General features: G+C 71.7%; 17 protein-coding genes. 8 read left to right on the top strand and 9 right to left on the bottom strand.

What is annotated here, in order from left to right; genetic code table 11:
* Positions 1 to 23 precede the first annotated feature (23 nt).
* Complete coding sequence (locus ACZ7LE_RS03315; RefSeq protein WP_470401953.1) at positions 24 to 3,191, bottom strand: LamG-like jellyroll fold domain-containing protein; 3,168 nt, start codon at positions 3,189 to 3,191, stop codon at positions 24 to 26.
* Positions 3,192 to 3,525: 334 nt separating this feature from the next.
* Positions 3,526 to 4,503, bottom strand: a complete 978-nt coding sequence (locus ACZ7LE_RS03310; RefSeq protein WP_470401952.1) for a phosphatase PAP2 family protein — start codon at positions 4,501 to 4,503, stop codon at positions 3,526 to 3,528.
* 102 nt (positions 4,504 to 4,605) lie between these two features.
* On the opposite strand from ACZ7LE_RS03310, the gene radA reads away from it, so the two are divergent.
* Together radA and disA are read left to right on the top strand one after the other, a co-directional pair.
* Positions 4,606 to 6,039, top strand: coding sequence for a DNA repair protein RadA (radA, locus tag ACZ7LE_RS03305; protein WP_470401951.1), 1,434 nt, complete (start codon positions 4,606 to 4,608; stop codon positions 6,037 to 6,039).
* Between the two features lie 53 nt (positions 6,040 to 6,092).
* Positions 6,093 to 7,175, top strand: coding sequence for a DNA integrity scanning diadenylate cyclase DisA (disA, locus tag ACZ7LE_RS03300; protein WP_285100798.1), 1,083 nt, complete (start codon positions 6,093 to 6,095; stop codon positions 7,173 to 7,175).
* A 179-nt stretch (positions 7,176 to 7,354) separates the two neighbouring features.
* Here the strand turns inward: disA and ACZ7LE_RS03295 are convergent, their stop codons facing one another.
* Positions 7,355 to 8,320, bottom strand: coding sequence for a hypothetical protein (locus tag ACZ7LE_RS03295; protein WP_470401950.1), 966 nt, complete (start codon positions 8,318 to 8,320; stop codon positions 7,355 to 7,357).
* 110 nt (positions 8,321 to 8,430) lie between these two features.
* Here ACZ7LE_RS03295 and ACZ7LE_RS03290 point away from each other — a divergent pair, with 110 nt between their 5' ends.
* Positions 8,431 to 9,348: an HhH-GPD family protein gene (locus ACZ7LE_RS03290; RefSeq protein WP_470401949.1), complete on the top strand. Its 918-nt coding sequence runs from the start codon at positions 8,431 to 8,433 to the stop codon at positions 9,346 to 9,348.
* Positions 9,349 to 9,355: 7 nt separating this feature from the next.
* On the opposite strand, the gene ACZ7LE_RS03285 is transcribed toward ACZ7LE_RS03290, so the two are convergent.
* The gene (locus tag ACZ7LE_RS03285; protein WP_470401948.1) at positions 9,356 to 9,883 is read right to left on the bottom strand and encodes an amino-acid N-acetyltransferase; all 528 of its coding nucleotides are present in this window, start codon (positions 9,881 to 9,883) and stop codon (positions 9,356 to 9,358) included.
* Between the two features lie 184 nt (positions 9,884 to 10,067).
* On the opposite strand from ACZ7LE_RS03285, the gene ACZ7LE_RS03280 reads away from it, so the two are divergent.
* The 3 genes from ACZ7LE_RS03280 to glpK all read left to right on the top strand — a co-directional run bounded on the left by ACZ7LE_RS03280 (position 10,068) and on the right by glpK (position 14,212).
* Complete coding sequence (locus ACZ7LE_RS03280) at positions 10,068 to 11,813, top strand: glycerol-3-phosphate dehydrogenase/oxidase (RefSeq protein ID WP_470401947.1); 1,746 nt, start codon at positions 10,068 to 10,070, stop codon at positions 11,811 to 11,813.
* Between the two features lie 107 nt (positions 11,814 to 11,920).
* Positions 11,921 to 12,649, top strand: coding sequence for an MIP/aquaporin family protein (locus ACZ7LE_RS03275; RefSeq protein WP_470401946.1), 729 nt, complete (start codon positions 11,921 to 11,923; stop codon positions 12,647 to 12,649).
* Positions 12,650 to 12,697: 48 nt separating this feature from the next.
* The gene (gene glpK / locus ACZ7LE_RS03270; RefSeq protein WP_470401945.1) at positions 12,698 to 14,212 is read left to right on the top strand and encodes a glycerol kinase GlpK; all 1,515 of its coding nucleotides are present in this window, start codon (positions 12,698 to 12,700) and stop codon (positions 14,210 to 14,212) included.
* 72 nt (positions 14,213 to 14,284) lie between these two features.
* On the opposite strand, the gene ACZ7LE_RS03265 is transcribed toward glpK, so the two are convergent.
* A complete protein-coding gene (locus tag ACZ7LE_RS03265; protein ID WP_470401944.1) occupies positions 14,285 to 14,878 on the bottom strand; it encodes a TetR/AcrR family transcriptional regulator in 594 nt (197 codons plus the stop codon).
* On the bottom strand, positions 14,862 to 15,569 hold the full coding sequence (locus ACZ7LE_RS03260) for a YqeB family protein (protein WP_470401943.1): 708 nt from the start codon (positions 15,567 to 15,569) through the stop codon (positions 14,862 to 14,864). The genes ACZ7LE_RS03265 and ACZ7LE_RS03260 overlap by 17 nt, the downstream gene beginning before the upstream one ends.
* A 92-nt stretch (positions 15,570 to 15,661) precedes the next feature.
* Here ACZ7LE_RS03260 and ACZ7LE_RS03255 point away from each other — a divergent pair, with 92 nt between their 5' ends.
* Positions 15,662 to 16,966 carry an alpha/beta fold hydrolase gene (locus ACZ7LE_RS03255; RefSeq protein WP_470401942.1) on the top strand — a complete coding sequence of 435 codons (1,305 nt, stop codon included), beginning with the start codon at positions 15,662 to 15,664 and terminating at the stop codon, positions 16,964 to 16,966.
* A 117-nt stretch (positions 16,967 to 17,083) separates the two neighbouring features.
* Here ACZ7LE_RS03255 and ACZ7LE_RS03250 read toward each other — a convergent pair whose 3' ends face one another.
* Both ACZ7LE_RS03250 and ACZ7LE_RS03245 read right to left on the bottom strand, forming a co-directional pair.
* Complete coding sequence (locus ACZ7LE_RS03250; protein WP_470401941.1) at positions 17,084 to 17,695, bottom strand: hypothetical protein; 612 nt, start codon at positions 17,693 to 17,695, stop codon at positions 17,084 to 17,086.
* 190 nt (positions 17,696 to 17,885) lie between these two features.
* Positions 17,886 to 19,376: a helix-turn-helix domain-containing protein gene (locus tag ACZ7LE_RS03245; protein WP_470401940.1), complete on the bottom strand. Its 1,491-nt coding sequence runs from the start codon at positions 19,374 to 19,376 to the stop codon at positions 17,886 to 17,888.
* 187 nt (positions 19,377 to 19,563) lie between these two features.
* On the opposite strand from ACZ7LE_RS03245, the gene ACZ7LE_RS03240 reads away from it, so the two are divergent.
* On the top strand, positions 19,564 to 21,486 hold the full coding sequence (locus tag ACZ7LE_RS03240) for a phosphoenolpyruvate carboxykinase (GTP) (RefSeq protein WP_470401939.1): 1,923 nt from the start codon (positions 19,564 to 19,566) through the stop codon (positions 21,484 to 21,486).
* 143 nt (positions 21,487 to 21,629) lie between these two features.
* Here the strand turns inward: ACZ7LE_RS03240 and trpS are convergent, their stop codons facing one another.
* The gene (trpS, locus tag ACZ7LE_RS03235) at positions 21,630 to 22,787 is read right to left on the bottom strand and encodes a tryptophan--tRNA ligase (protein WP_470401938.1); all 1,158 of its coding nucleotides are present in this window, start codon (positions 22,785 to 22,787) and stop codon (positions 21,630 to 21,632) included.
* Positions 22,788 to 22,797 lie beyond the last annotated feature (10 nt).

The following is a 22,797-nucleotide window of genomic DNA, read 5'->3' as shown; positions in this document are numbered from 1 at the left end:
GGCACTGGCAGTCGGCTGTTCGCTCACTGGGTGGTCTCCCCGCCGATCGTCGGGTCGATCCCGTCGCCGGCCGTGCCTGTGGCCTCAGCGCCCTGGCACAGGCGGCGGATCTTGGCCGATGCGAGAACCTCGCCCTTGAAGACCCGCACGTTGTCGATCTCGCCGTCCCAAGGATTCGACGGTGACCCCGTGGTGCGCATGCGACCCACGGTCAGCGGGCCAGGTGTCCGAGGAACAGCGGAGGTGAACCCGGTCAGCTCGGAAAGGTGTGGTTCACCGATGGCGGGCTCCGCAGGCGTACCGGCGTCGCACACGTACAGCCGCATCGCCTGGTCGGACTTGCCGTACTCGGCCAGCAGATGCACCCACTCGCCGAACCGGACTTCCTGGTCCGACTTCAGGTAGGTGTAGGCGTTCGTCGTACTCGACGTGTTCAGCCCGAATGTCCAGCAGCCCTGTCCAGGTGTGCCGTCCGGGCACGACGTGGGCCGGTAACCCAGCCAGAATCCCGAGTAGTCGATCGAGTCCTGCGACAGTGCCGCGTAGTAACCCGCCCGATCGGCGTCCTCTGCGAGCCGGACGTGGGCTGAAACGACGAAGTCCTGCGATGTGTCCAGGACCGGCGCCTCTGTCACCGCCTCCTGTGCCGCGTTGCGGTCGAAACGGAGTGCCAGGTCGTTGTCGCGCGCACCGAACAACCCGTGCGGACCCTGGACCCAGGTGGGTCCTGTCACTGCCAGGTCTCCGGCCCCGGTCGCCTCGCCGGCAGTGCGTACGGACCGGTCCTCGGACGGGCTCGCGCCCTCGTCAAAGGTCCAGATCCCGTCCTCACGCGCCTCAGCGACGTCGAACTCGTGCGAACCGTAGTTGAGCGACCGGTTTCCGGCGTCGTCAACCGATTTCACCTGAAGGGTCTTGGCCCCCACTGCGGTTGGCGACAGGCACATGATCGCTTTGCCCGCCGAGTCCGCAGTCACGGAACTCGGGTATGTGTTACCCGTATTGAAGCCATACACGTACGAGGCCACATCCGTCGAACCGTTGGGCAGGAATCGGAAGCAGCCCTTCTGTCCGGTTCCGCCCCGCTCCTTGTCCTGCTCGTAGACCGCCTGGATTCCTCGCGAGGGCTCCTCATCAGGCGTCACGACCTCGATCTTTGGCGGCTTAGGCGCGTTGATATCGACCTTGAACCAGCACGCGGGCGAGTCGGTGTACCCGAACGTCCGCGACCCGTCAGTGACCTGTGCTCTCCATCGATACAACACGTTCGAGCTCAGCACGCCGCCGGGGATTGTCTTGCTGAATCGCGCCGGCGCAGCTTGGCCCTTGCTCCAGTACGTCGTCTCCCAGATCCGGCTGCCGTCAGAGTCCCGGACCACGACGAACTTCACCTGAACGCTGCCCCCGTCAGGGTCATCGCCCACGACCGACAAGGTCGGCTGGGTCGTGACGATCAGCGGTGCGAACGACGTGGTGTGGCATCCGACGTCGCTACCGTCGACGAGTGTCTGGTGCCCTCGCGCTACCTCGGGCTTGCGGTTGTACTCAACGGCGAACACAGCATCCCAACGCAGCTTCTTCCAGGACTCCATGTTGCTGGTCGACCGACCCTTGACCCCGAGATTGAGCGTGCTCCAGCCGTTGGCTGCGACGTCCTTGGCGGCTGAGGTTGCGTTCCACTCGGTGCCGTGGGTTCCACCGCAGGCGGACGAGTAGTACGCGTCAGACTTGGTGCTGACGAGGTTGCTGGAAGACCACGAGGCAGCATGGTTGTTCCACGTGGTCGCCGTACTGATCGGCGGCACCCGATGCAGGTCCATCGGTGTCTTTGTGCAGTTGTACGAATGGGTTCCTACTGCACGGAACGTCGCCGAGACGATGTCGGTCGAGTCCATCGCGCCGATGGACTCGAGGCCCTTGTACTGCCAGATCAGGCGCCAGACGTTTCCCGATCGCTCGCAGATGATGTCCTTCGTGACATCGCAGAACCCGACGCCGGCAGAGTCGCCCCACTGCCACTCCGCAGCCGAGTCCGGCCAAGCGCTCTTGATGGCGGTCTTGGCGTTCCTGGTACCGGTCAGGGGCGGATCCACGAAGACCGGCCATACGGTCTCGGCATCGGTGAACATGCTGGTTTCAGCACCGACAGCGGCTGTGGAGCCGTCCGGCTCGATCTCCACACCCATGGCGACCACAACGTCTCCAGGTAGGGGTTCCTCAACACGGTCGCCCTGCGGATCGCCGTCGTTCTGTGCACTGGCAAGCGTCTTCGCGCCAGCGGTGCGCTCCGCACCGGACCCGGCCTCGGCACCGCCTGCCGAGTCCCACTGCATCGCCTGCCCGCCCGAGAACACCAGCGGGTCATCCTGCATGGCATCGCTCGTACTCACCGCGTAGAAGACCCCGTCCGTCGGCCCAGGTACCTCTGCGGGCTGCTGGCCGGTCTGGTCGATCGGCGGCACATCGGTCAGCTCCAGACCATCGGAGACTCCCACGTCAAAATTCAGACCATCGGGCCCCGCCGCGGCCGTGACCGCTGCCGCGGCGACCGCGCTGTCCAGCCGAAGCACCGGGGTCACGCCCGTGGTGTCGCTGTGAACTCGGACAATGAGGTCGGCGCCCTCGATCGCGGCGCCCGTCGCGTCGAGCACCGGGTAGATCACGCGCGTCGCGTCATCCGGATCGACCATCGCGTTCCCGAGCCCTACCGGCAGCCCGAGCGACAGCTCCAGCCCGTCGCGGTCGAGCGACACCACCTCGCCGGAGTCTCCGCCGTCGGTGAAGTTGATCCCCAAGGCCGCAGAGGTGACTGTGGGCGTACCTGACGCGTCCAGGACGACCTCCGGGTCGACCGGTTGCCATTCACCCGACGCAGCGGACCTCAGCGCGGTGCCCGAAGCCTCCTGCCGGAAAGTCCCCCGCGGCGTGGCGTAGCTGGTGTCGTAGACAGTCAAGGAATCGAGAATCATCACGTCGTGACCACACCGCTCGGCGATCTCGGACGCCTCGGCTGCAGTCTGGGCCTCGCGAGGACACTCCACGCTCGCGTCGTTCGCGCCAACGCCAGCATCGTCACCGGAGGCGAGCACGACTTCCGAGATCGCGCCGGGGACATCAGCAGCCCATGCCACGCCGCCGACCAGGGCGACGACCACACCCACCGCGATTGCCCGACGCGCACGCGGCAGCATGACCACCCGTACCGCGCGCGCCAGACCGTCTCGAGCCCGCGACCTCAGAACCGGTTTCCGCATCATGACCTGCCCCCAGGCCACGACGGCCTGACTCACCCGATAAGAACGGCCCCGTGCACGAGCGGGCGCACGGATTCTTACCAGGGCAAGCACAGTTCTGGTCAAATCGGCCAAAACTCTCGGTAGCACATCGGAAAATGGCAACATTCCGCCGATCCGGCCTCAGGCGAACGCCTCCGTGTACATGCTTTTCACCCAAAAGATCACCCGCGGAGATTCGAATCCGCGGTGAAACGGCGGCCCGCCCGGCCCACAGCGCCGTGCGCCAGCGTCAATCTCGGAGCGAGACGCTCCCCCGCCCGGCCGCCTGCGGCCGCGCCGCCGCCTGGCTCAGCGGGAGCAGCACCGCGAACGCGGCCGCCGCGATCGCGCACGCCGCGAGGTGGCCGCCCGCGTACGCGACGAGCCCGGCGTCCCCGGGCAGGCCGGCGCCGAGGCGCCCCTCGACCGCGGCGGCGGCCAGAACCGACAGCACGGCGGCCGGGACCGCGGCGATCGCGAGTGCGACCGCGACGAGCCGCGTGGGCACGGCGGCGCGCCCGATCGGGTCGTCCTCGGGCCGGTCCACCCACCCGCCCGGCGCCAGGGCGCAGGCCAGCGCCGTCCACAGCACCACCACGAGGACCGCCGCGACGACGTCCGACGGGCGGTGCCACCGGTCCGCGATCGTCGCGAGACCCATGGCGCAGGTGACGGCGGCACCCGCGAGCGCCGTCGCCGGCCGCCAGCGGCGGGGCGTGACGAGCAGGAGCGCCGCCCAGGCCGCCGCGACCACGGTGACGTGGCCGCTGGGCAGGGTGTTGATGTCGCGGTTCCACTCGCCGACGAGGCCCGTCCGGTAGAACACACCGTCCTTGATGAGCTGCGTGGTCAGGTTCGAGCCGAGGATCACGGTGGCGGCCAGGGCGGTGGCGCCCCACCGCCGTCGGACCAAGCCGATGCCGCACACCGCGAGGAAGCCGGTCACGAGCCACGGCGGCGAGCCGAGCAGCAGCACGGGCTCCACGGGCCGGTTGACCACGTCCTGGAAGAGGTCGGCCGTGACGAAGACCAGCTCCTCGACCCGCTGCCCGGGCCACGTGGTGACCATCGCCCACCAGACGAGCACGGTGCCGAGCGCCGCGGCGAGCGCGACCGTGAGCCCGGCCAGGCGGGTCGCCGAACGGCGCGCGGTGCGCGCGGGGGTGGGGAGGTCCGGGGCCGGGCGCGACCCGGCGGGGCGCACCATGCGCCCGTCGGTGGCCGGCATGATCGCAAACTACCTGGCCGGAGTGCTGGCCGCGGCCGCCCGAGGGGGTACGGCGCGGGTGATCTTCGGCCGGTGTCAGTGGCGGCACGTACGGTTCCCCTCGTGACCTCATTGACCTCCAAGAAGGCCCGGCCCGCGTACCGGTGCACCGAGTGCGGCTGGACCACCGTGAAGTGGGTCGGCCGGTGCGGGGAGTGCCAGGAGTGGGGCACCGTGACCGAGGACGGCCCGGCGGCGACCGGGCCGCGCACCGCCGCCGTCTCCCCCGCCCGCGCGCCCGCCCGGCCCATCGCGGACATCGACGTGGAGTCGGCCCGCGCCAACCCGACCGGCGTCGGCGAGTTCGACCGGGTGCTCGGCGGCGGCCTCGTGCCCGGGGCCGTGATCCTGCTCGCGGGCGAGCCGGGCGTGGGCAAGTCGACCCTGCTGCTCGCCGTCGCGAGCAACGTGGCCGACGGCGCGCTCGGCCCCGACGGGTTCGAGTCGCCCCGCACCGTGCTGTACGTGACCGGTGAGGAGTCGGCCGGGCAGGTGCGGCTGCGGGCCGAGCGGATCGGGGCGCTCTCGCGCACCCTGCTGCTGGCCGCCGAGACGGACCTGGGGACGGTGCTGGGGCACCTGGAGGCGAACCAGCCCGACATGCTGATCGTCGACTCGGTGCAGACCATCGCGTCCGCGCAGGTGGACGGGGCCCCGGGTGGCGTCTCGCAGGTGCGGGAGGTCGCCGCTGCGCTGATCGCCGTCGCCAAGGAACGGCAGATCCCGACGATCCTCGTGGGCCACGTGACCAAGGACGGCTCCGTGGCCGGCCCGCGCACGCTGGAGCACCTGGTGGACGTGGTCTGCCAGTTCGAGGGCGACCGGCACTCGCGCCTGCGCATGATCCGCGCGGTGAAGAACCGGTACGGCCCCACGGACGAGGTGGGCTGCTTCGACCTGTCCGAGGACGGGATCGTGGGGCTGCCGGACCCGTCCGGGCTGTTCCTGTCGCACGCCGGCACGGGGGTGGCCGGGTCGTGCATCACGGTCACGCTGGAGGGCCGACGCCCGCTCGCCGTCGAGGTGCAGGGGCTCGTGGCGCCGAGCCCTCTGAACAACCCGCGCCGCGCGACCAGCGGCGTGGACTCCAGCCGGCTGGCGATGATCCTCGCCGTGCTCCAGCGACACGGCGGGCTGCGGCTCGCCGACCAGGACGTCTACGCCTCGACGGTGGGCGGCGTCCGGATCACCGAGCCGGCGTCCGACCTCGCGGCCGCCCTCGCGCTGGTGTCCGCGCGGACCGGTAAGCCGCTGCCCGGCGCCACCGTGGCCGTCGGGGAGGTGGGCCTGGCCGGGGACCTGCGGCCCGTCGCCGGGCTGGACCGCCGGCTGGGCGAGGCCGCCCGCCTGGGGTTCGCACACGCCGTCGTGCCGCACGGGACCGGGGTCAAGGCGCCCGAGGGGCTCCAGCTCGTCGAGGCCACGCACATCCGCGACGCGGTGGAATGGGCGCAGGGCCTAGGCCGTCGAGGTGACAACACGATGGACGACAGATGACCGGTTCATGAAACCAACTGCTTGCCCCCAAGGGCACAGCGTAGGATTTCTTCGTGGCCACGACCTCCTCGCACACTGACGAGCTGCTCCGTGAGACCCTGGCCGCCGTCGCGCCCGGGACCGAACTCCGCGACGGACTCGAACGCATCCTGCGCGGCCGCACCGGCGCGCTCATCGTGCTCGGTCTCGACCCGGTCGTCGAGCAGATCTGCTCCGGCGGTTTCTCGCTCGACGTCGACTTCTCGGCCACCCGCCTGCGCGAGCTGTCCAAGATGGACGGCGCCGTCGTGCTCGACCGGCACGCCACCCGGATCCGCAAGGCCGCCGTGCAGCTGCTGCCCGACCCGACCATAGAGACCACAGAGTCCGGCACCCGGCACCGCACGGCCGAGCGCGTGGCCAAGCAGACCGGGTTCCCGGTCATCTCGGTGAGCCAGTCCATGCGGATCGTCGCCCTCTACGTGGGCGGCCAGCGGCACGTGCTGGAGGACTCGGACACGATCCTCGGCCGCGCCAACCAGGCGCTCGCGACGCTGGAGCGCTACCGCGCCCGCCTCGACGAGGTGTCCGGCACGCTGTCGGCGCTGGAGATCGAGGACCTGGTCACCGTCCGCGACGTGTGCTCCGTGGTGCAGCGCCTGGAGATGGTGGGGCGTATCTCCGACGAGATCGCCGGCTACGTGATCGAGCTCGGTGTGGACGGCCGCCTGCTCGCCCTGCAGCTCGACGAGCTGATCGGCGACGTCGGCTCGGACCGCGAGTTCGTGATCCGCGACTACGTGCTGAGCCGCAAGGACCGCACGCTCGCCGACGTGCAGGCGGAACTCTCCGCGCTCACGTCGCAGGAGCTGCTCGACATGAGCCAGATCGGCCGGATCCTGGACCTGCCGGGCGGCGGGGACGCGCTGGACGCCGCCGTCGCGCCGCACGGTTACCGGCTCCTGTCCAAGGTGCCGCGCCTGCCGAGCGTCACCATCGAGCAGCTCGTGGGGCACTTCAGCAGCCTGCAGAAGCTCCTCGCCGCGAGCGTGGACGACCTCATGTCGGTCGACGGCGTGGGCGAGCAGCGCGCCCGGACGATCCGCGAGGGGCTGTCCCGGCTCGCGGAGTCGAGCATCCTCGAACGCTACGTCTGACCTTCTGCCCCGCCTGCGCCACCAGCTCGGGCCGAGGTGTGCGCCGGGTCGGGCGGGTAGTCCGACCAACCACCTGACTCGCCCCCGGCGAACACCCGAGTCAGCTACCCGGTCGGTCCAACCGGCCGACTCGGCATCGACGGGGAGTCGGGTCAGCCGGTTGGTCCGGAGGGCTGGTCTCAGGGGCTCGACGGCTCGGCCTTCTTGTCGGTGTCCGGCTCCGCGCCGGCATCCGCTCCGCCCTCTCCGGCTTCTCCGGCCTTTCCGCCCCCGCCGCCCTCTGACGACGCGCTCGGGTCCGCACTCGGGTCGTCTGACGCGTTCCCGGAGGGCTTCCCGGACGGTTCGCCCGACGACGACCCCGACGGCGACGGCGACCCGGACGGCTGCGGCACCGTGTACGTCAGCCGCACGACGTCGCTGGCCGCGCCCTCGACACCGGCGAGCGTGACCTGCGCCGTGTACGCGCCGGCCGTCGGCTTGGGCTGGTCGGGCGCGCAGCCGGGCGCCGAGCGCGCGTCGGACCAGCTCACGTTCGTGACGTCGACGTCGCCCGGCCCGAGAAGCAGCAGCCGCTCCTCGTCCTGGTCGGCGCAGTCCGCCGACGACCAGGCCCGCTCCGCCGTCTGCTCGCCCAGCTCACCCTGGTACACGGTCACGGCGAGCCCGTGCCGGGGCGCCTCGACCAGGCACTGCACCTGACCGGTGTTCCGCACCGACACGGTGAACCTGACCGGCACGCCGGGCGTGACCGCCGTGCGGTCGGCCGCGAGCCCCACGTCGAGGTCCTCGGGCGTGCACGGGGCGGCCGCGGCGTTCGGGTCAACAGGCTCCGGCGGGCTCAGCTTCTCCGCGACGATCGGCGGGTCCGGCTGCGGCCACGTCACCGCGACGCCGATCCCGCCCAGCACCACCACGACCAGCACTGCGATCAGCCGTCTCGGCCGGCGCGGGCGTCTGCCGGACGGGCGCTGCTCCACGGCGACCCGACCCAGGGACCACTCGGCCCGTTCCGGCGCACTGACCACCTGCTCGACCCCCAGAAGCTGTTGCGACACCTCCGACCGACGCGCGAGGACGGCCGCGGCACCAAAGTACGGCCCCGCGCACGGCCGGTGCGGCAGCCGCGCCGCCGAGTCGGTCACCTGTCCTACTTCACGGGCCGCCCGGCCGCGCCGGGCCGCCCGCCGCCCACTCGCGCACCGGCCCCCACCTAGTCGGCCGGACCACCACCCGTGCGGCAGGATGAGTCCCCGTGACAACAGCAGTGGAGGCCACACGACCGACCGAGGCGACGCGACGCACCGAGGTCCGCTCCGCCGTCGTGCGGTGGTTCGACGGCGCCGCGCGCGACCTACCCTGGCGGGCGCCGGACCGCACCGCGTGGGGCGTGCTGGTGAGCGAGGTCATGCTGCAGCAGACCCCCGTGGTGCGCGTCGAGCCCGCGTGGCACGCCTGGCTGGAGCAGTGGCCCACGCCCGCCGACCTCGCGCAGGCCCCGACCGCCGACGTGCTGCGCGCCTGGGGCCGCCTCGGCTACCCCCGCCGCGCATTACGCCTGCAGGAGTGCGCCCGGGCGATCGTCGAGCGGCACGACGGTGTGATACCCCGCACCGAGCCCGAGCTGCTCGCCCTGCCCGGCGTCGGCGAGTACACGGCCGCCGCGGTGCTGGCGTTCGCCTACGGCAAGCGGTCCGTGGTGGTCGACACGAACGTGCGGCGGGTACTGGCGCGGGCGGTCGGCGGGTCGGCGCTGCCCGCGCCGTCGTACACGGCCGCCGAACGGGCGCTGGCGACGTCCCTCGCCCCCGAGGGCGACGCCGACGCCGCGCGGTGGGCCGCCGCCTCGATGGAGCTGGGCGCGCTCGTCTGCACCGCGAAGGCGCCGAAGTGCGGTGCCTGTCCCGTCGCCGGGCTGTGCGCGTGGCGCCGCGCCGGCTCACCCCCGGACGCGCACGCCGACAGGCGCCGCACCCAGGCCTGGGCGGGTACCGACCGGCAGGCGCGCGGCCGGGTGATGGCGGAGCTGCGCCACGCGTCGGAACCCGTGGACCGGGCGCTGCTCGCGGGCCTGTGGCACGACCCGGCCCAGCTCGACCGCGCGATCGCCGGCCTGGTCGAGGACGGCCTGGCCGAGCAGGACGACGTCGGCCGCCTGCACCTGCCCCGGTAGCGCGGGGTCAGAGCTCCAGCAGCATCCGCGAGTTACCCAGCGTGTTGGGCTTCACGCGCGCCAGGTCGAGGAACTCGGCCACGCCCTCGTCGTACGAGCGCAGCAGCTCGGTGTACACCTCGGGCGTCACGGGCGTGCCGTCGATCTCCCGGAACCCGTGCGCGGCGAAGAAGTCGACCTCGAAGGTGAGGCAGAAGACCCGGCTCAGGCCCAGCGCGCGGGCCCGCTCGACCAGCGCCTCGAGCAGCGCGTGCCCCACCTTGCGGCCACGCCAGTCGCGGTGCACGGCCAGCGTGCGCACCTCGGCGAGGTCGTCCCACATCACGTGCAGCGCCCCGCAGCCGACGGCGGAGTCCGGCGCGGCGGGGTCGGTCGCCACCAGGAACTCCTGGACCGCCTCGAAGTACCCGACCATCTCGTAGGGCCGGAGGATGCGCTCCTGGCTCAGCGGCTGGACGAGGTCGCGGATGGTGCGCACGTCGGCGGGAAGGGCGGGTCGGATCACGGGCACTGCCGGCGCCTCGGGTGTCGTCACGGCGACACACTACGGCGGGCGGGCGCAGCGGGTGACGTGCGGGTGACATCCGGACGCGCCCGCACGCCCCGTACCTGGTGAAACGAATGGCAAACCGGAAAGTGAGCGAGAGAACATCCCAACACACCCTCGCCACAAGGGCAAAGGTCTTGCCAAGTCACGGAATGCGTGGTGAGTTTGGCGCATGGCCTCTACCCGCCTGACCGCAGAAGCGAGGACCCAGGCGCTGGCTGCGCTCGAAGCCAGTGTCAGCCCCGCCGCAGAGCTCGACGTGCTGGTGATCGGGGGCGGCGTCACCGGCGCCGGCATCGCCCTGGACGCGGTCACCCGGGGGTTGTCGACCGCCGTCGTCGAGGCACAGGACTGGGCGCAGGGCACGTCCAGCCGCAGCAGCAAGCTGGTGCACGGCGGCCTCCGTTATCTCCAGATGCTCGACTTCGAGCTGGTGCACGAGGCGCTCACGGAGCGCGACCTCCTGCTACGGGACCTCGCACCGCACCTGGTGCGGCCGGTCCCGTTCCTGTATCCCCTGGAGCACCGGGTCTGGGAGCGCGCCTACGTGGGCGCCGGCATCGCGATGTACGACGTGCTCGCGACGGTGACCCCCGGCCGCCGGCCGATGCCGTTCCACCGGCACCTCAGCCGCCACCAGATGGAGGCCAAGTTCCCGGACCTGGCGCACGACGCCGCCGTCGGGGCCGTCCAGTACTGGGACGCCTCGGTCGACGACGCCCGCCTGGTCGCGACCCTGGTCCGCACGGCCGCCAGCTACGGCGCGCACGCCGCCAGCCGGACCCAGGTGGTCAGCCTGACGCAGGGCGCGACCGGCGCCGTGAACGGCGCGGTGGTGGTGGACCTGGAGACGGGCAAGGAGATCACCGTCCGGGCGCGGTCCGTGATCAACGCGACCGGCGTCTGGACCGAGGACACCGAGGCCCTGGCGGGCTCGGAGGGCGGGCTGCGGGTGCTCGCCAGCAAGGGCGTGCACCTGATCGTCCCGCGCGAGCGCATCCGGGGGCACGTCGGGCTGATCCTGCAGACGGAGAAGTCCGTGCTGTTCGTCATCCCGTGGAGCCGCTACTGGATCATCGGCACCACGGACACCCACTGGAGCCTCGACCCGACCCACCCCGTGGCCACGAGCACCGACATCGACTACGTGTTGGACCACGCGAACGCGGTGCTCGCACACCCGCTGACCAGGGAAGACGTCATCGGCACGTACGCGGGCCTGCGCCCGCTGCTGCAGCCGGGCACCAAGGCCGGCACGAGCAGCGCGAAGGTCAGCCGCGAGCACACCGTCGCGTCGCCGACGCCGGGCCTCACCGTCGTCGCGGGCGGCAAGCTCACGACGTACCGGATCATGGCCAAGGACGCCGTGGACTTCGCGATCGGGCAGCGCGCCGCGGCGCTGCCGTCGATCACGCACCAGATCCCGCTCACGGGCGCCGTCGGGCTGCGCGCTGTGCAGCGCCAGGCCCGCACGTGGGGCAAGCGGTTCGGCTGGTCACCCCCGATGCTGGACCACCTGCTGCACCGGTACGGCGCCAACCTGGCCGAGATCGTGGAGCTGTGCGACGCCGACCCGTCGCTCGCCAAGCCGCTGGAGCACGCCTCCGCCTACCTGCGTGCCGAGGTGCACTACGCGGTGAGCCACGAGGGAGCCCTCCACCTGGAGGATGTGCTCAGCCACCGCACGCGCCTGGTCTACGAGGTGCCGGACAGCGGCACGGCGGCCGCCGAGGAGATCGCCGCCGTCGTCGGCCCGCTGCTCGGGTGGGACGCGGCGGACGCCGAGCGCGAGATCAGCGCCTGGCAGGCGCGGATCGACGCGGAACGCCAGGCCGCACAGGAGCCTGACGACGAGGGCGCCGAGCGGGCGCGCCTGACCACACCGGACGTAGCGGCCATGCAGCCGCTCCGAGGCTAAGGAAACCGAAGGAAACCACTTCTACACAGCCGACGGGTCGCCCCAGAGGGGACCGCCGGGACTACCTCCGTACGCCGACAGAGCTGTCGGCAGAAAGCGAGTCAGCGATGAACGCATTCACGGACATCATGGTGCCGGAGTTCCTCGGCACCATGATCCTGCTCCTCGGCGGTGCCGGTGTGGTGGCGAACGCCATCCTGCCCAAGAACAAGGGCTTCAACGGCGGCTGGCTGATGATCAACTTCGGGTGGGGCCTCGCGGTCTTCGCCGGCGTGTTCGTGTCCCTCAAGTCGGGCGCGCACATCAACCCGGCCGTCACCCTCGGCATCCTCGCCAGCGGCGCCGAGGAGTTCGCTCCCGGCGTCGCGGCGGACTTCCCCAACATGCTCATCTACTGGGTCTCGCAGCTCTGCGGCGCCTTCGTCGGCGCCATCCTCGCGTACCTGGCCTACAAGCAGCACTTCGACCAGGACGCCGACCCCGCGGTGAAGCTCGGCGTCTTCTCCACGGGCCCGGCGATCCGGTCGTACACGTGGAACTTCGTCACGGAGGTCATCGGCACGTTCATGCTGGTCTTCGTGATCCTGTCGTTCGCGAACTGGCCGGGTGACCTGGGGCCGCTGGCCGCCGCGCTCCTCGTGCTCGGCATCGGCGCCAGCCTCGGTGGCCCGACGGGATACGCGATCAACCCGGCCCGTGACTTCGGCCCGCGGGTCGCCCACTTCGTCCTGCCCATCCCGGGCAAGGGCTCGAGCGACTGGGCCTACTCATGGGTCCCGGTGCTCGGTCCGCTGGTCGGCGGGGCGCTGGGCGGATTCCTCGCCGCGGCCCTCTGAGCCGAACCCCCCAGACAGACTTCGACACGGACAAGGGAGTCAACTCCGATGGCTGACTACGTACTCGCGATCGACCAGGGCACCACGAGCACCAGGGCGATCGTGTTCAACCACGCCGGGACCATCGTGTCCAGCGGCCAGCTCGAGCACGACCAGATCTTCCCCAAGGCCGGCTGGGTGGAGCACAAGCCGGACCAGATCTGGGACAACACCCGCCAGGTCGTGGGCCTCGCGCTGACCAAGGCGAACCTCAACCACACCGACCTCGCGGCCGTGGGCATCACCAACCAGCGTGAGACCACGGTGGTGTGGGACAAGACGACGGGCAAGCCGGTCTACAACGCGATCGTCTGGCAGGACACGCGCACGCAGGCGATCGTCGACGAGCTCGCCGGGTCAGAGGGCCCGGAGAAGTACAAGGCGATCGTCGGCCTGCCGCTCGCCACCTACTTCTCCGGCCCCAAGGTGAAGTGGATCCTCGACAACGTGGAGGGTGCCCGCGAGGCGGCCGACCGCGGCGACCTGCTGTTCGGCAACACGGACGCGTGGGTCCTGTGGAACATGACGGGCGGCGTCGACGGCGGCGTGCACGTCACCGATGTCACGAACGCGTCCCGCACCATGCTCATGGACCTGGACACCCTGTCGTGGCGCGAGGACATCGCGGCGGACATGGGCATCCCGCTCTCCATGCTCCCCGAGATCCGCTCCTCCTCCGAGGTGTACGGCACCGGACGCCCCCGGGGCATGGTGCCCGGCGTGCCCATCGCGGGCATCCTCGGCGACCAGCAGGCGGCCACGTTCGGCCAGGCCTGCTTCGAGGTCGGCACCGCGAAGAACACGTACGGCACCGGCAACTTCATGCTGCTCAACACGGGCACGGAGAAGGTGCCGTCGGAGAACGGCCTGCTCACCACGGTCTGCTACAAGATCGGTGACAGCGCCCCGATCTACGCGCTGGAGGGCTCCATCGCCGTCACGGGCTCGCTGGTCCAGTGGCTCCGCGACAACCTGGGCCTGTTCACCGACGCGCCCGACGTCGAGTGGTACGCCCGCAAGGTCGACGACAACGGCGGCGCGTACTTCGTGCCGGCCTTCTCCGGCCTGTTCGCGCCGTACTGGCGGCCCGACGCCCGCGGCGCGCTGGTGGGCCTGACCCGGTACGTCAACCGGAACCACATCGCGCGGGCCGCGCTGGAGGCCACGGCCTACCAGACCCGCGAGGTCATGGACGCCATGAAGGCGGACTCCGGCGTGGAGCTCACCGAGCTCAAGGTCGACGGCGGCATGGTCGCCAACGAGCTGCTCATGCAGTTCCAGGCCGACCAGCTCGGCGTCGACGTCGTCCGGCCCGTCGTCGCGGAGACCACCGCGCTCGGCGCGGCCTACGCGGCGGGCATCGCCGTCGGCTTCTGGAAGGGCGAGTCCGACGTCACCGACAACTGGGCCGAGGACCGGCGCTGGTCGCCCGACATGGACCCGGGCGAGCGGGACCGGCTGTACCGGAGCTGGAAGAAGGCGGTGACCAAGACGTTCGACTGGGTCGACGCCGACATCGGCTGACCGCACCGCACCTGTCAGACCCCCAGGTCACCCCGGTGACCTGGGGGTCTGACACGTCTCCCGGCAACGTCGTCAGGGCGCCAGGAACCGGCGCGCCGTCTCCACGAGCGTCTCCTTCTCGCCTTCCGCCGTGAACCCCTCGTCGACCGCGACGCGTCCGAGGAACCCGTCGGTGAGCAGGTACAGCCACGAGGTGATCCGGTCCGGGGTCAGGTCCGGCCGGATCTCGCCGGCCCGTTGGGCCCGCTCGACCCAGGGCCGGATCAGGTCCTGCTGGGCGTGGGTGTCGTCGTCGAGCCTGGCCGCGACGTCGGGCAGGTGCATGACGCCGCCCACCGCGCGCACGAACCCGGGCATCCGCGGCTCCGCGGCGTCGTCGGCGCCCTGCCGCACGATGTCGAGCACGACGCCGAGGGCGTCCGTCCGGCCCGCGTACACCGCCTCGGCGTCACGCACCTCCTGGATGCCGAGCGCCAGGATCGCGAGCAGGACGTCCAGCTTGGTCGGGAAGTAGTGGAAGAACGTGCCCGACCCGATGCCCGCCTGCCGGCAGATCGCCGCGGTGGTGGTGCCGTCGTACCCCCGCTCCGCGAAGACGGTGAGCGCGGCGTCGATGATGACCAGCCGGCGCGCCTCGTGCCGGGCGGGATCAACGGTCCGTGCCACGCGCGTCCTCGGTCGCGGCCGTGCGGCGTACCTGGATCCGGTCGTCCCGGACACGCGCCACGAGGCCGAGCGCAGCCAGGTCCTCGTCCGCCTGACGGCGGGCGGCGGCGTCCTTGCGCTCCTCCAGCCGACGGCGGAGCACCTCGTGCTCGGCGGCCGTGAAGCCCGGCCGGCCGTCGACCCAGCGCTCGAACTGCTGCTCGTGCGGGTCGGCGTCGTGCCAGGGCCAGCCGTGCCGGGTCAACGCCTCCTGCACCTTCGCGGCCGAGAGGGTGTCGGTGTCGAGACGGGTGCGGAGGCCGCCGTCGGGCCGCAGCAGGACCAGGTCCTCCTTGTCGCGGAACGCGGCGCCGACGTCGGACCGCTCGACCCACACCTCGCGCTCCTCCTGCTGGTGCTCCAGGTGGTCGTTCGCGACCGTGAGCTGCGGCGCCTCGCCCACCGTGAGGAAGGCGATGAAGGCGCCGCCCACCAGGCCGAGCCCACCCAGGATGCCGAGCGTCCAGGGCAGGGGCAGCGACTCGATCAGCGCGAGCAGCCGCGGCACGGGCAACGGCGTCGCGTCGATCAGCCCGGCGATCCCGCCGGCCAGCGGCGCGGCGAACCAGCCGAGCAGGAGGCCGAGCGCGAGCACGGCCAGGCCGAGCACGGTGGGGAGTGCGGGCGGCTGGCGTACCTCGGTGGTCGTCATGGTCCAATTATTAGAGCAGCCACTCCACTAATGCAACGAATATCGCACCCGCGGCACTGCCACGCCTCGCCGCGCGGTCGTAGGCTCGGCCCGTGCCCATCAGCTACACGCTTCCCGGTGTCCATGTCACCGACCACTCCGTCGACGTCCCGCTCGACTGGTCCCAGCCCGACGGGTCCCCCACGATCTCGGTGTTCGCGCGCGAGCTTGTCGACCCCACGCGCCGCACCGAGGACCTGCCGCTCCTCGTGTTCCTCCAGGGCGGCCCCGGCGGCAAGGGTCCCCGCCCCACCGGCCCGGACGGCTGGGTGGGCGCGGCGCTCAAGCGGTTCCGGGTGGTGCTCCTCGACCAGCGCGGCACGGGGCGGTCCAGCGCCGTCCGCGCGGAGGCGCTGAACGCCCTCGGCACGCCCACGGAGCAGGCGGAGTACCTGACGCACTTCCGCGCCGACAACATCGTGCGCGACGCCGAGCACGTGCGGACGACGCTCTTCGGCGGCCGGCGCTGGACCTCGCTGGGCCAGTCGTACGGCGGTTTCATCACCATGACGTACCTGTCGTTCGCGCCCGAGGGCCTCAACGCGAGCCTCGTGACCGGCGGCCTGCCCGGCCTGACGGCGTCGGCCCGCGAGGTCTACGAGCGCACCCAGCCGCGCGTGGTGGCCAAGAACGAGCGGTTCCGCGCGCGGTACCCGCACGTCACCAAGGCCCTCGGCCGCATCGCCGACCGCCTCGCGGCCGGCGGCGTGACCGAGCCCGGCGGCGACCCGCTCACCGTGCGGCGGTTCCAGACGCTCGGCATGGACTTCGGCATGCAGCCCGGGTTCGAGCGCGTGCACTGGATCATCGACGAGGCGTTCGACTCCCCGCACGGCGGCCCGCTCAGCGACACGTTCCGGGCGACGGTCGCCGCCGAGACGTCGTTCGCGACCAACCCGCTGTACGCGCTGCTGCACGAGTCGATCTACGCGCAGGCCCACACGGGCCCCACCGCGTGGGCGGCCCAGTCCGTGCGTGACGCCGACCCGGCGTTCGGCGAGGACGCCCGGCCGCTGCTGCTGACCGGCGAGATGATCTACCCCTGGATGTTCTCCGAGATCAGCGCCCTGCGGCCGTTCGAGGCCGCGGCCGACGCCCTCGCCCAGCGGCAGGACTGGGGCGACCTGTACGACCTGCACCGGCTCGCGGACAACGAGATCCCGGTCCAGGCCGCCGTGTACTTCGACGACATGTTCGTGGACGCGTCCCTCTCGCTGGAGACGGCGGCCCACGTGGGCAACGTCGAACCGTGGGTCACCAACGAGTTCGAGCACGACGGGCTGCGGCTGGGCGACGTCCTGCCGAAGCTGCTGGACCGTCTGGACGCCCGGGGCGGCCCGCTGGCGTCGCAGGAGTAGGCCGTCGCGCCGTACTGGGCGCTGCCTCCTCCCCTTTGAGGCCCGGGTTTCTTCGCTTTGCGGCGCCGCAAAGCGAAGAAACCCGGGCCTCAAAGGGGGAGGGACCTCCCGCAGGAGTCAGCGCAGCTCCGGCAGCGACGCGACCACGTACCCGTCCACCTCGACGACGTCGCCCACGGTGAGCGCCGGCTGGCCGGTCGGGTGGCAGAGGGTCACCTGGAAGCCGTCGGTCTGCACGCGGGCGGCGGTGAAGTCCTGGCCGGTGCGGGCGACGGAGCGCTCCTCGATCGCGAGCACCACGCCGGTCAGGTGCGCGACGGCGTCGGTGGACGCGGCGTATGCGCCGGTGGGCTCGAAGACCAGGCCGGACACGGCGGCGTCGGCCCGCCCGATCACCTGGACGGAGTTGCCGAGCACGACGATCGACGCCGGGCCCGTGACGGGGGCCTCCGCGGTGCCCAGCAGCGCGAGCTCCTCGAGCTGGCAGGCGATCTCGGTGATGACCTCGTCGTGCTGGTTCACGAGCTCGGCGAGCACCAGCCCGCCGTCGACCGCCTGCGGCTCGGAGAGGATGGCGCCGGGCGCGGCGTAGAACGTGGGCGTGACCACCCGGACCAGGTCGCCCTCCGTCGTGATGATCAGGCGGGCACCGGACGCGTCGGTCCAGATGTGCACGCCGACCTCGCCGTCCTTGGCGATGGTCTCCGCCTCGGCGCGAGCGGAAGCCACCAGGTCGCGAAATTCGCTACGTCGCCAGACGTCCAGTCCGATGCAAGCCAGGTTCGATGCCACGGTCGCCTACGCTAACCCGACGCCGCCCGGAGGACCTGACGGAAGGTCATACGTGCGCACGTATCAGCAGTCTCCGGACGTGTCAGACGTACAGGTCACCCGGATGACCTGCAGGTCTGACACACGGTCAGTCCGGGGCGTGCTTGTCCAGGAACGCGTACACCTCAGCGTCGTCCACGCCGGGGAACGCGCCCCGCGGCAGGGCCGCGAGGATCTGCTGGTGCATGCGCCCCGACGGCCAGGCCTCGCCCGACCAGCGGTCGGTGAGCTCCGGCGAAGGCCGCTGGCAGCACGCCGGGTCCGGGCAGGTCGAGACGCGGCGCACCTGCGTGTCCCGCCCCCGGAACCACTTGGCGTGCGCGTAGGGCACGCCCACGGTGATCGAGAAGGCGCCGGAACCGCCGTCGGGCCCGCCCGCGGGCGACGTCGACCCCGTCTGCGTGGAGCACCAGAACGTCCCGGCCGGAGTGTCGGTGTACTGGTAGAACTCGGTGGCGCGGTCGCGGCGCTCGAAGGCCTCGCGCGCCGCCCAGCGCCGGCAGATGAGCTGACCCTCGATGGCGCCCGTGACGTCCTGCGGGAACGGCAGGCCGTCGTTCGCGTAGCCGCGGAACAGCGCGCCGTCGGCACCCACGCGCAGGAAGTGCAGCGGGATGCCGAGGTGGTGCGTCGCGAGGTTGGTGAGCCGCATCGCGGCAGCCTCGTGCGTGATGCCGAAGGCGTCGCGGAAGTCCTCGACCGCGAGGTCGTGCTCCCGTTTGCGCTCCTGGAGGAACGGCACGGCCACGAACTGCGGCACCAGGCAGGCGGCGGCGAAGTACGTGATCTCGACGCGCTGCCGCAGGAACTCGCCGTAGGACCGCGGCCGGTCGTGCTCCAGCACACGGTGCGCCAGCGCCTGCAGCGCGAGCGACCGCAGGCCGTGCCCGCCCGGGGTCGACGCCGGGGGCAGGTAGATGCGCCCGTTGCGCAGGTCGGTCACCGACCGGGCGGACCGGGGCAGGTCGCCCACGTGCAGCAGCGTGAAGCCCATCTGCTCCGCCATCCGCGCCACGGTGCGGTGGGTGAGCGCGCCGCCCGTGTACCCGGCGGCCTTGACCAGCTGCTCCGCGACGGCCTCGAACTGCGGGTAGTGGTTGTCGCGGGCCTCCCGCTCCAGGCGCAGCTCGGTGTTGGCCCGCCGGGCCTCCTCGGGCGTGGCGATCGCCATCTGCTCGCGCCGGGCCAGCTCGTCGTGCAGGCCCACGAGCTGTTCCAGGACCGGCATCGGCAGCTTCTGGCTCGGCTTGACCGCGGGCACGCCCAGGGTGGTGAAGAGCTGGCCGCGCTGCGCCCGGTCGAGCGCGATCTCCAGCGCCGCCCTGCGCGACGGCGGCTCCGCGCTCAGCAGCTCGCCCATCGGCACGCCGAGCGCCTCCGCGATCGACCGCAGGAGCCCGAGCCGCGGCTCGCGGCGGCCGTTCTCCACGAGCGACAGCAGGCTGGGCGCCGAGCCGACCTTCTCGCCGAGCGCGTCCAGCGTGAGCCCCTGGGCGGTACGCAGGTGCCGGATCCGGCGCCCCAGGGTGATCAGGTCCGTCTCGGTGCCCGACGACGTCGGCTCGCCTCCGGCAGGCATGTCGCCCTCCGCTCGTGGTCGCTTCACCCGGTCGCTGCCCAGGACGGGCCAGCAGGAACCCGCTCCTTCACACTACGTGAAGATCGGCGATTCTTGACAGCTCGTGGGCTGGAATTCGGGGCGATCCGCACGTGAAGGTGGAAACAAGCCCGCCACCGTGGCCCGCAGTCTGACGATCGGAGCGCACATGTCCGTCCTCGCGAACCCCCGCCGAACCCGGCTCGTCGCCGAGCTCGTGGCCGATGTGACCATCGGTCAGGACTCCACCACGGCAGACACCTCGGCGTCCACGGCCGCGAACGGCATCCCTGCCGCCGGAGACCTGGACGTGCGCGACTGGGTCGCCCGCGTCGCCGAGCTCACGCAGCCGGACGAGATCGTCTGGTGCGACGGCTCTGCCGACGAGAAGCAGCGCCTCATCGACCAGATGCTGGCCGCGGGCACGCTCGTCGCGCTCAACCAGGAGAAGCGGCCGGGCTCGTACCTGGCGCGCTCCAACCCGGCCGACGTCGCCCGCGTCGAGTCGCGCACCTTCATCTGCTCGCAGGACGAGGAGGACGCCGGCCCCACCAACAACTGGGTGGCGCCCGCCGACATGCGCACCGAGCTGGAGGGCGTCTTCGAGGGCTCGATGAAGGGCCGCACCATGTACGTGGTGCCCTTCTCGATGGGCCCCGTGGGCGGTCCCATCTCGCAGGTGGGCATCGAGCTCACCGACTCGCCCTACGTCGTCGTCTCCATGCACGTCATGACGCGGGTCTCGGACGAGATCCTGCGCCTGATCGACGCCGGCCAGCAGTGGGTCCCCGCCGTGCACTCGGTGGGCGCGCCCCTGGCCGAGGGCGAGGCGGACGTGGCCTGGCCGTGCAGCGACACCAAGTACATCGTGCACTTCCCGGAGAGCCGCGAGATCTGGTCGTACGGCTCCGGCTACGGCGGCAACGCCCTGCTCGGCAAGAAGTGCTTCGCGCTGCGCATCGCCTCGGCGATGGCGCGCGACGAGGGCTGGCTCGCCGAGCACATGCTGCTGATCCGCATCACGTCGCCCGAGCAGCGCCAGTACCACCTGGCGGCCGCCTTCCCGAGCGCGTGCGGCAAGACGAACCTCGCGATGCTGCAGCCCACCATCCCGGGCTGGAAGGTCGAGACCCTCGGCGACGACATCGTGTGGATGCGGCCTGGCCCGGACGGGACGCTGCGCGCCATCAACCCCGAGGCCGGCTTCTTCGGCGTCGCGCCCGGTACCGGCGTCGACACGAACCCGACCGCCGTGGCGACGTTCGACCGCGACACCATCTTCACGAACGTCGCGCTGACCGACGACGGCGACGTCTGGTGGGAGGGCCTCACTGCCGAGCCGCCGGCGCACCTGACCGACTGGCAGGGCAACGACTGGACGCCGGACTCCGAGACCCCCGCGGCGCACCCGAACTCCCGCTTCACCGTGTCCGCCGCGCAGTGCCCGACCATCGCGGACACCTGGGAGGACCCGGCCGGCGTGCCGGTCGACGCGATCGTGTTCGGCGGCCGCCGCGCCAGCAACGTGCCGCTCGTGGCGGAGTCGTTCGGCTGGGAGCACGGCGTCTTCATGGGCGCCACGATCTCCTCGGAGCGCACCGCCGCTGCCGAGGGCGCGCTCGGCGAGCTGCGCCGCGACCCCTTCGCGATGCTCCCGTTCTGCGGCTACAACATGGCCGACCACTGGGCGCACTGGCTGGAGGTCGGCGCGGGCATCGAGGAGTCGAAGCGCCCGCGGATCTTCCAGGTCAACTGGTTCCGCCGCGGCGAGGACGGCCGCTTCTTGTGGCCCGGGTTCGGCGAGAACTCGCGCGTGATCGAGTGGATCGTGGGCCAGGTCGAGGCCGGCCGCGGCCTGCGCGAGGACACCTCCGTGGCCACGCCGGTGGGCAGCCTGCCTGCGCCGGGCACGCTGAACCTGGACGGCATCGACGTGCCGGACGCCGACATGGCCGCGCTCTTCGACGTGCCGACCGCCCCGTGGCAGGCCGAGGCCGACCTGACCGAGGAGTTCTTCGACCGGTTCGGCGACCACACGCCGGCGGCGCTGCGCGCCCAGCTCGACGCCCTGCGGGAGCGCCTGGCCCGATGATCTCGGGCGGCTGACGGCGCGGCCTTCTCGGGTGGCTACCCGTCGCGCCGTCGGCCGTCCGAACAGATTTCCCCGGCCGGGTTATTGAGGCATCCCGGCCGGGGATCTCCTTTGTCCACAGGGTTGTGGACAGCAGGACCACGTCAGTAGCGCATCCCCATCAGCCCGCGGACGTCGTCGAGCGTGCGGTCCGCGATCTCGTTCGCCCGCGCGTTGCCCCGCGCGAGCACCTCGTCGAGGTGGCGCGGCCCGGCAGAGGCGAGTTCCCGGCGTCGGGCACGGAGGGGACGCAGACCCTCCACGACCGCCTCGGTGACGACAGCCTTGAGGCGCCCCGCGCCCGCTCCGCCGACCTCCTCGGCAAGCTCTTCCGGGGTGCTCCCGGTGAAGTACGCGCCGACCTGGAGCAGGTTGGCGATCTCCGGCCGGCGCTCCGGCTCGTAGGTGATGGCACGCTCGGCGTCGGTCCTCGCGCGCTTGAAGAACCTCGCCGTCTCGTCCTCCGAGGCCCGCAGCTCCAGCGCGTTGCCCCGTGACTTCGACATCCGGCGACCATCGCTGCCGAGCACGGTGGTGGACGGCGCGATGAGCGCGTCCGGCTCGGGAAAGTACGGGCGCGCGGCCGAGTACCGCTGGTTGAACCGCCGCGCCACGGTCCGGGTGATCTCCAGGTGCGGCAGCTGGTCCACACCGACCGGCACGAGGTTGCCGTGGCAGAACAGGATGTCGGCGGCCTGGTGCACCGGGTAGGTGAGCAGCAGGCCCGAGATGCCGCGCTTCTGCCGCAGCAGGGCCGCCTCCGCCTCGGACTTCACCGTGGGGTTGCGCTCCAGCTCGGCCACCGTGACCAGCGACAGGAACGGCAGCAGGAGCTGGTTGAGGGCTGGCACCGCCGAGTGCGTGAAGACGGTGCTGCGTTCCGGGTCCAGGCCCGCCGCGAGGTAGTCGAGCAGCACCTCGCGCACGGTGGCGTGGAGATCGCCGGCGTCATCCCGGTCGGTGATGACCTGGTAGTCGGCGACGATGAGGAACACCTCGATGCCCAGGTCCTGCAGGCGCACGCGGTTCGCGACGGTGCCCAGCAGGTGCCCCAGGTGCAGGGCCCCGGTGGGGCGGTCGCCGGTCAGCACCCGGTACTCGCCCGGGTTGCGGGCGATACGGTCCTCCAGCACCGCGGTGCGCTCGCGCGCCGCCACGGCCGAGCGGGTGGTGCTGCGTCGCTCGCGCGCAGCTTCGAGGTCGAGGAGCGTGCCGGGGGCGGACGACGTCGGGGCCGCCTCGGGCGGCAGGGTCATGGACATGCTGGGTCTC

The organism is Promicromonospora sp. NPDC110617, assembly GCF_055598465.1.
This window is presented reverse-complemented; position numbering and strand designations above follow the sequence as displayed.

Coding starts and splice junctions, on each gene's coding strand:
- ACZ7LE_RS03315 (WP_470401953.1), bottom strand. CDS start 3,191: ATGCTGCCGCGTGCGCGTCGGGCAATCGCGGTGGGTGTGGTCGTCGCC.
- ACZ7LE_RS03310 (WP_470401952.1), bottom strand. CDS start 4,503: ATGCCGGCCACCGACGGGCGCATGGTGCGCCCCGCCGGGTCGCGCCCG.
- ACZ7LE_RS03280 (WP_470401947.1), top strand. CDS start 10,068: ATGGCCTCTACCCGCCTGACCGCAGAAGCGAGGACCCAGGCGCTGGCT.
- ACZ7LE_RS03275 (WP_470401946.1), top strand. CDS start 11,921: ATGAACGCATTCACGGACATCATGGTGCCGGAGTTCCTCGGCACCATG.
- glpK (WP_470401945.1), top strand. CDS start 12,698: ATGGCTGACTACGTACTCGCGATCGACCAGGGCACCACGAGCACCAGG.
- ACZ7LE_RS03260 (WP_470401943.1), bottom strand. CDS start 15,569: ATGACGACCACCGAGGTACGCCAGCCGCCCGCACTCCCCACCGTGCTC.
- ACZ7LE_RS03245 (WP_470401940.1), bottom strand. CDS start 19,376: ATGCCTGCCGGAGGCGAGCCGACGTCGTCGGGCACCGAGACGGACCTG.
- ACZ7LE_RS03240 (WP_470401939.1), top strand. CDS start 19,564: ATGTCCGTCCTCGCGAACCCCCGCCGAACCCGGCTCGTCGCCGAGCTC.
- trpS (WP_470401938.1), bottom strand. CDS start 22,787: ATGTCCATGACCCTGCCGCCCGAGGCGGCCCCGACGTCGTCCGCCCCC.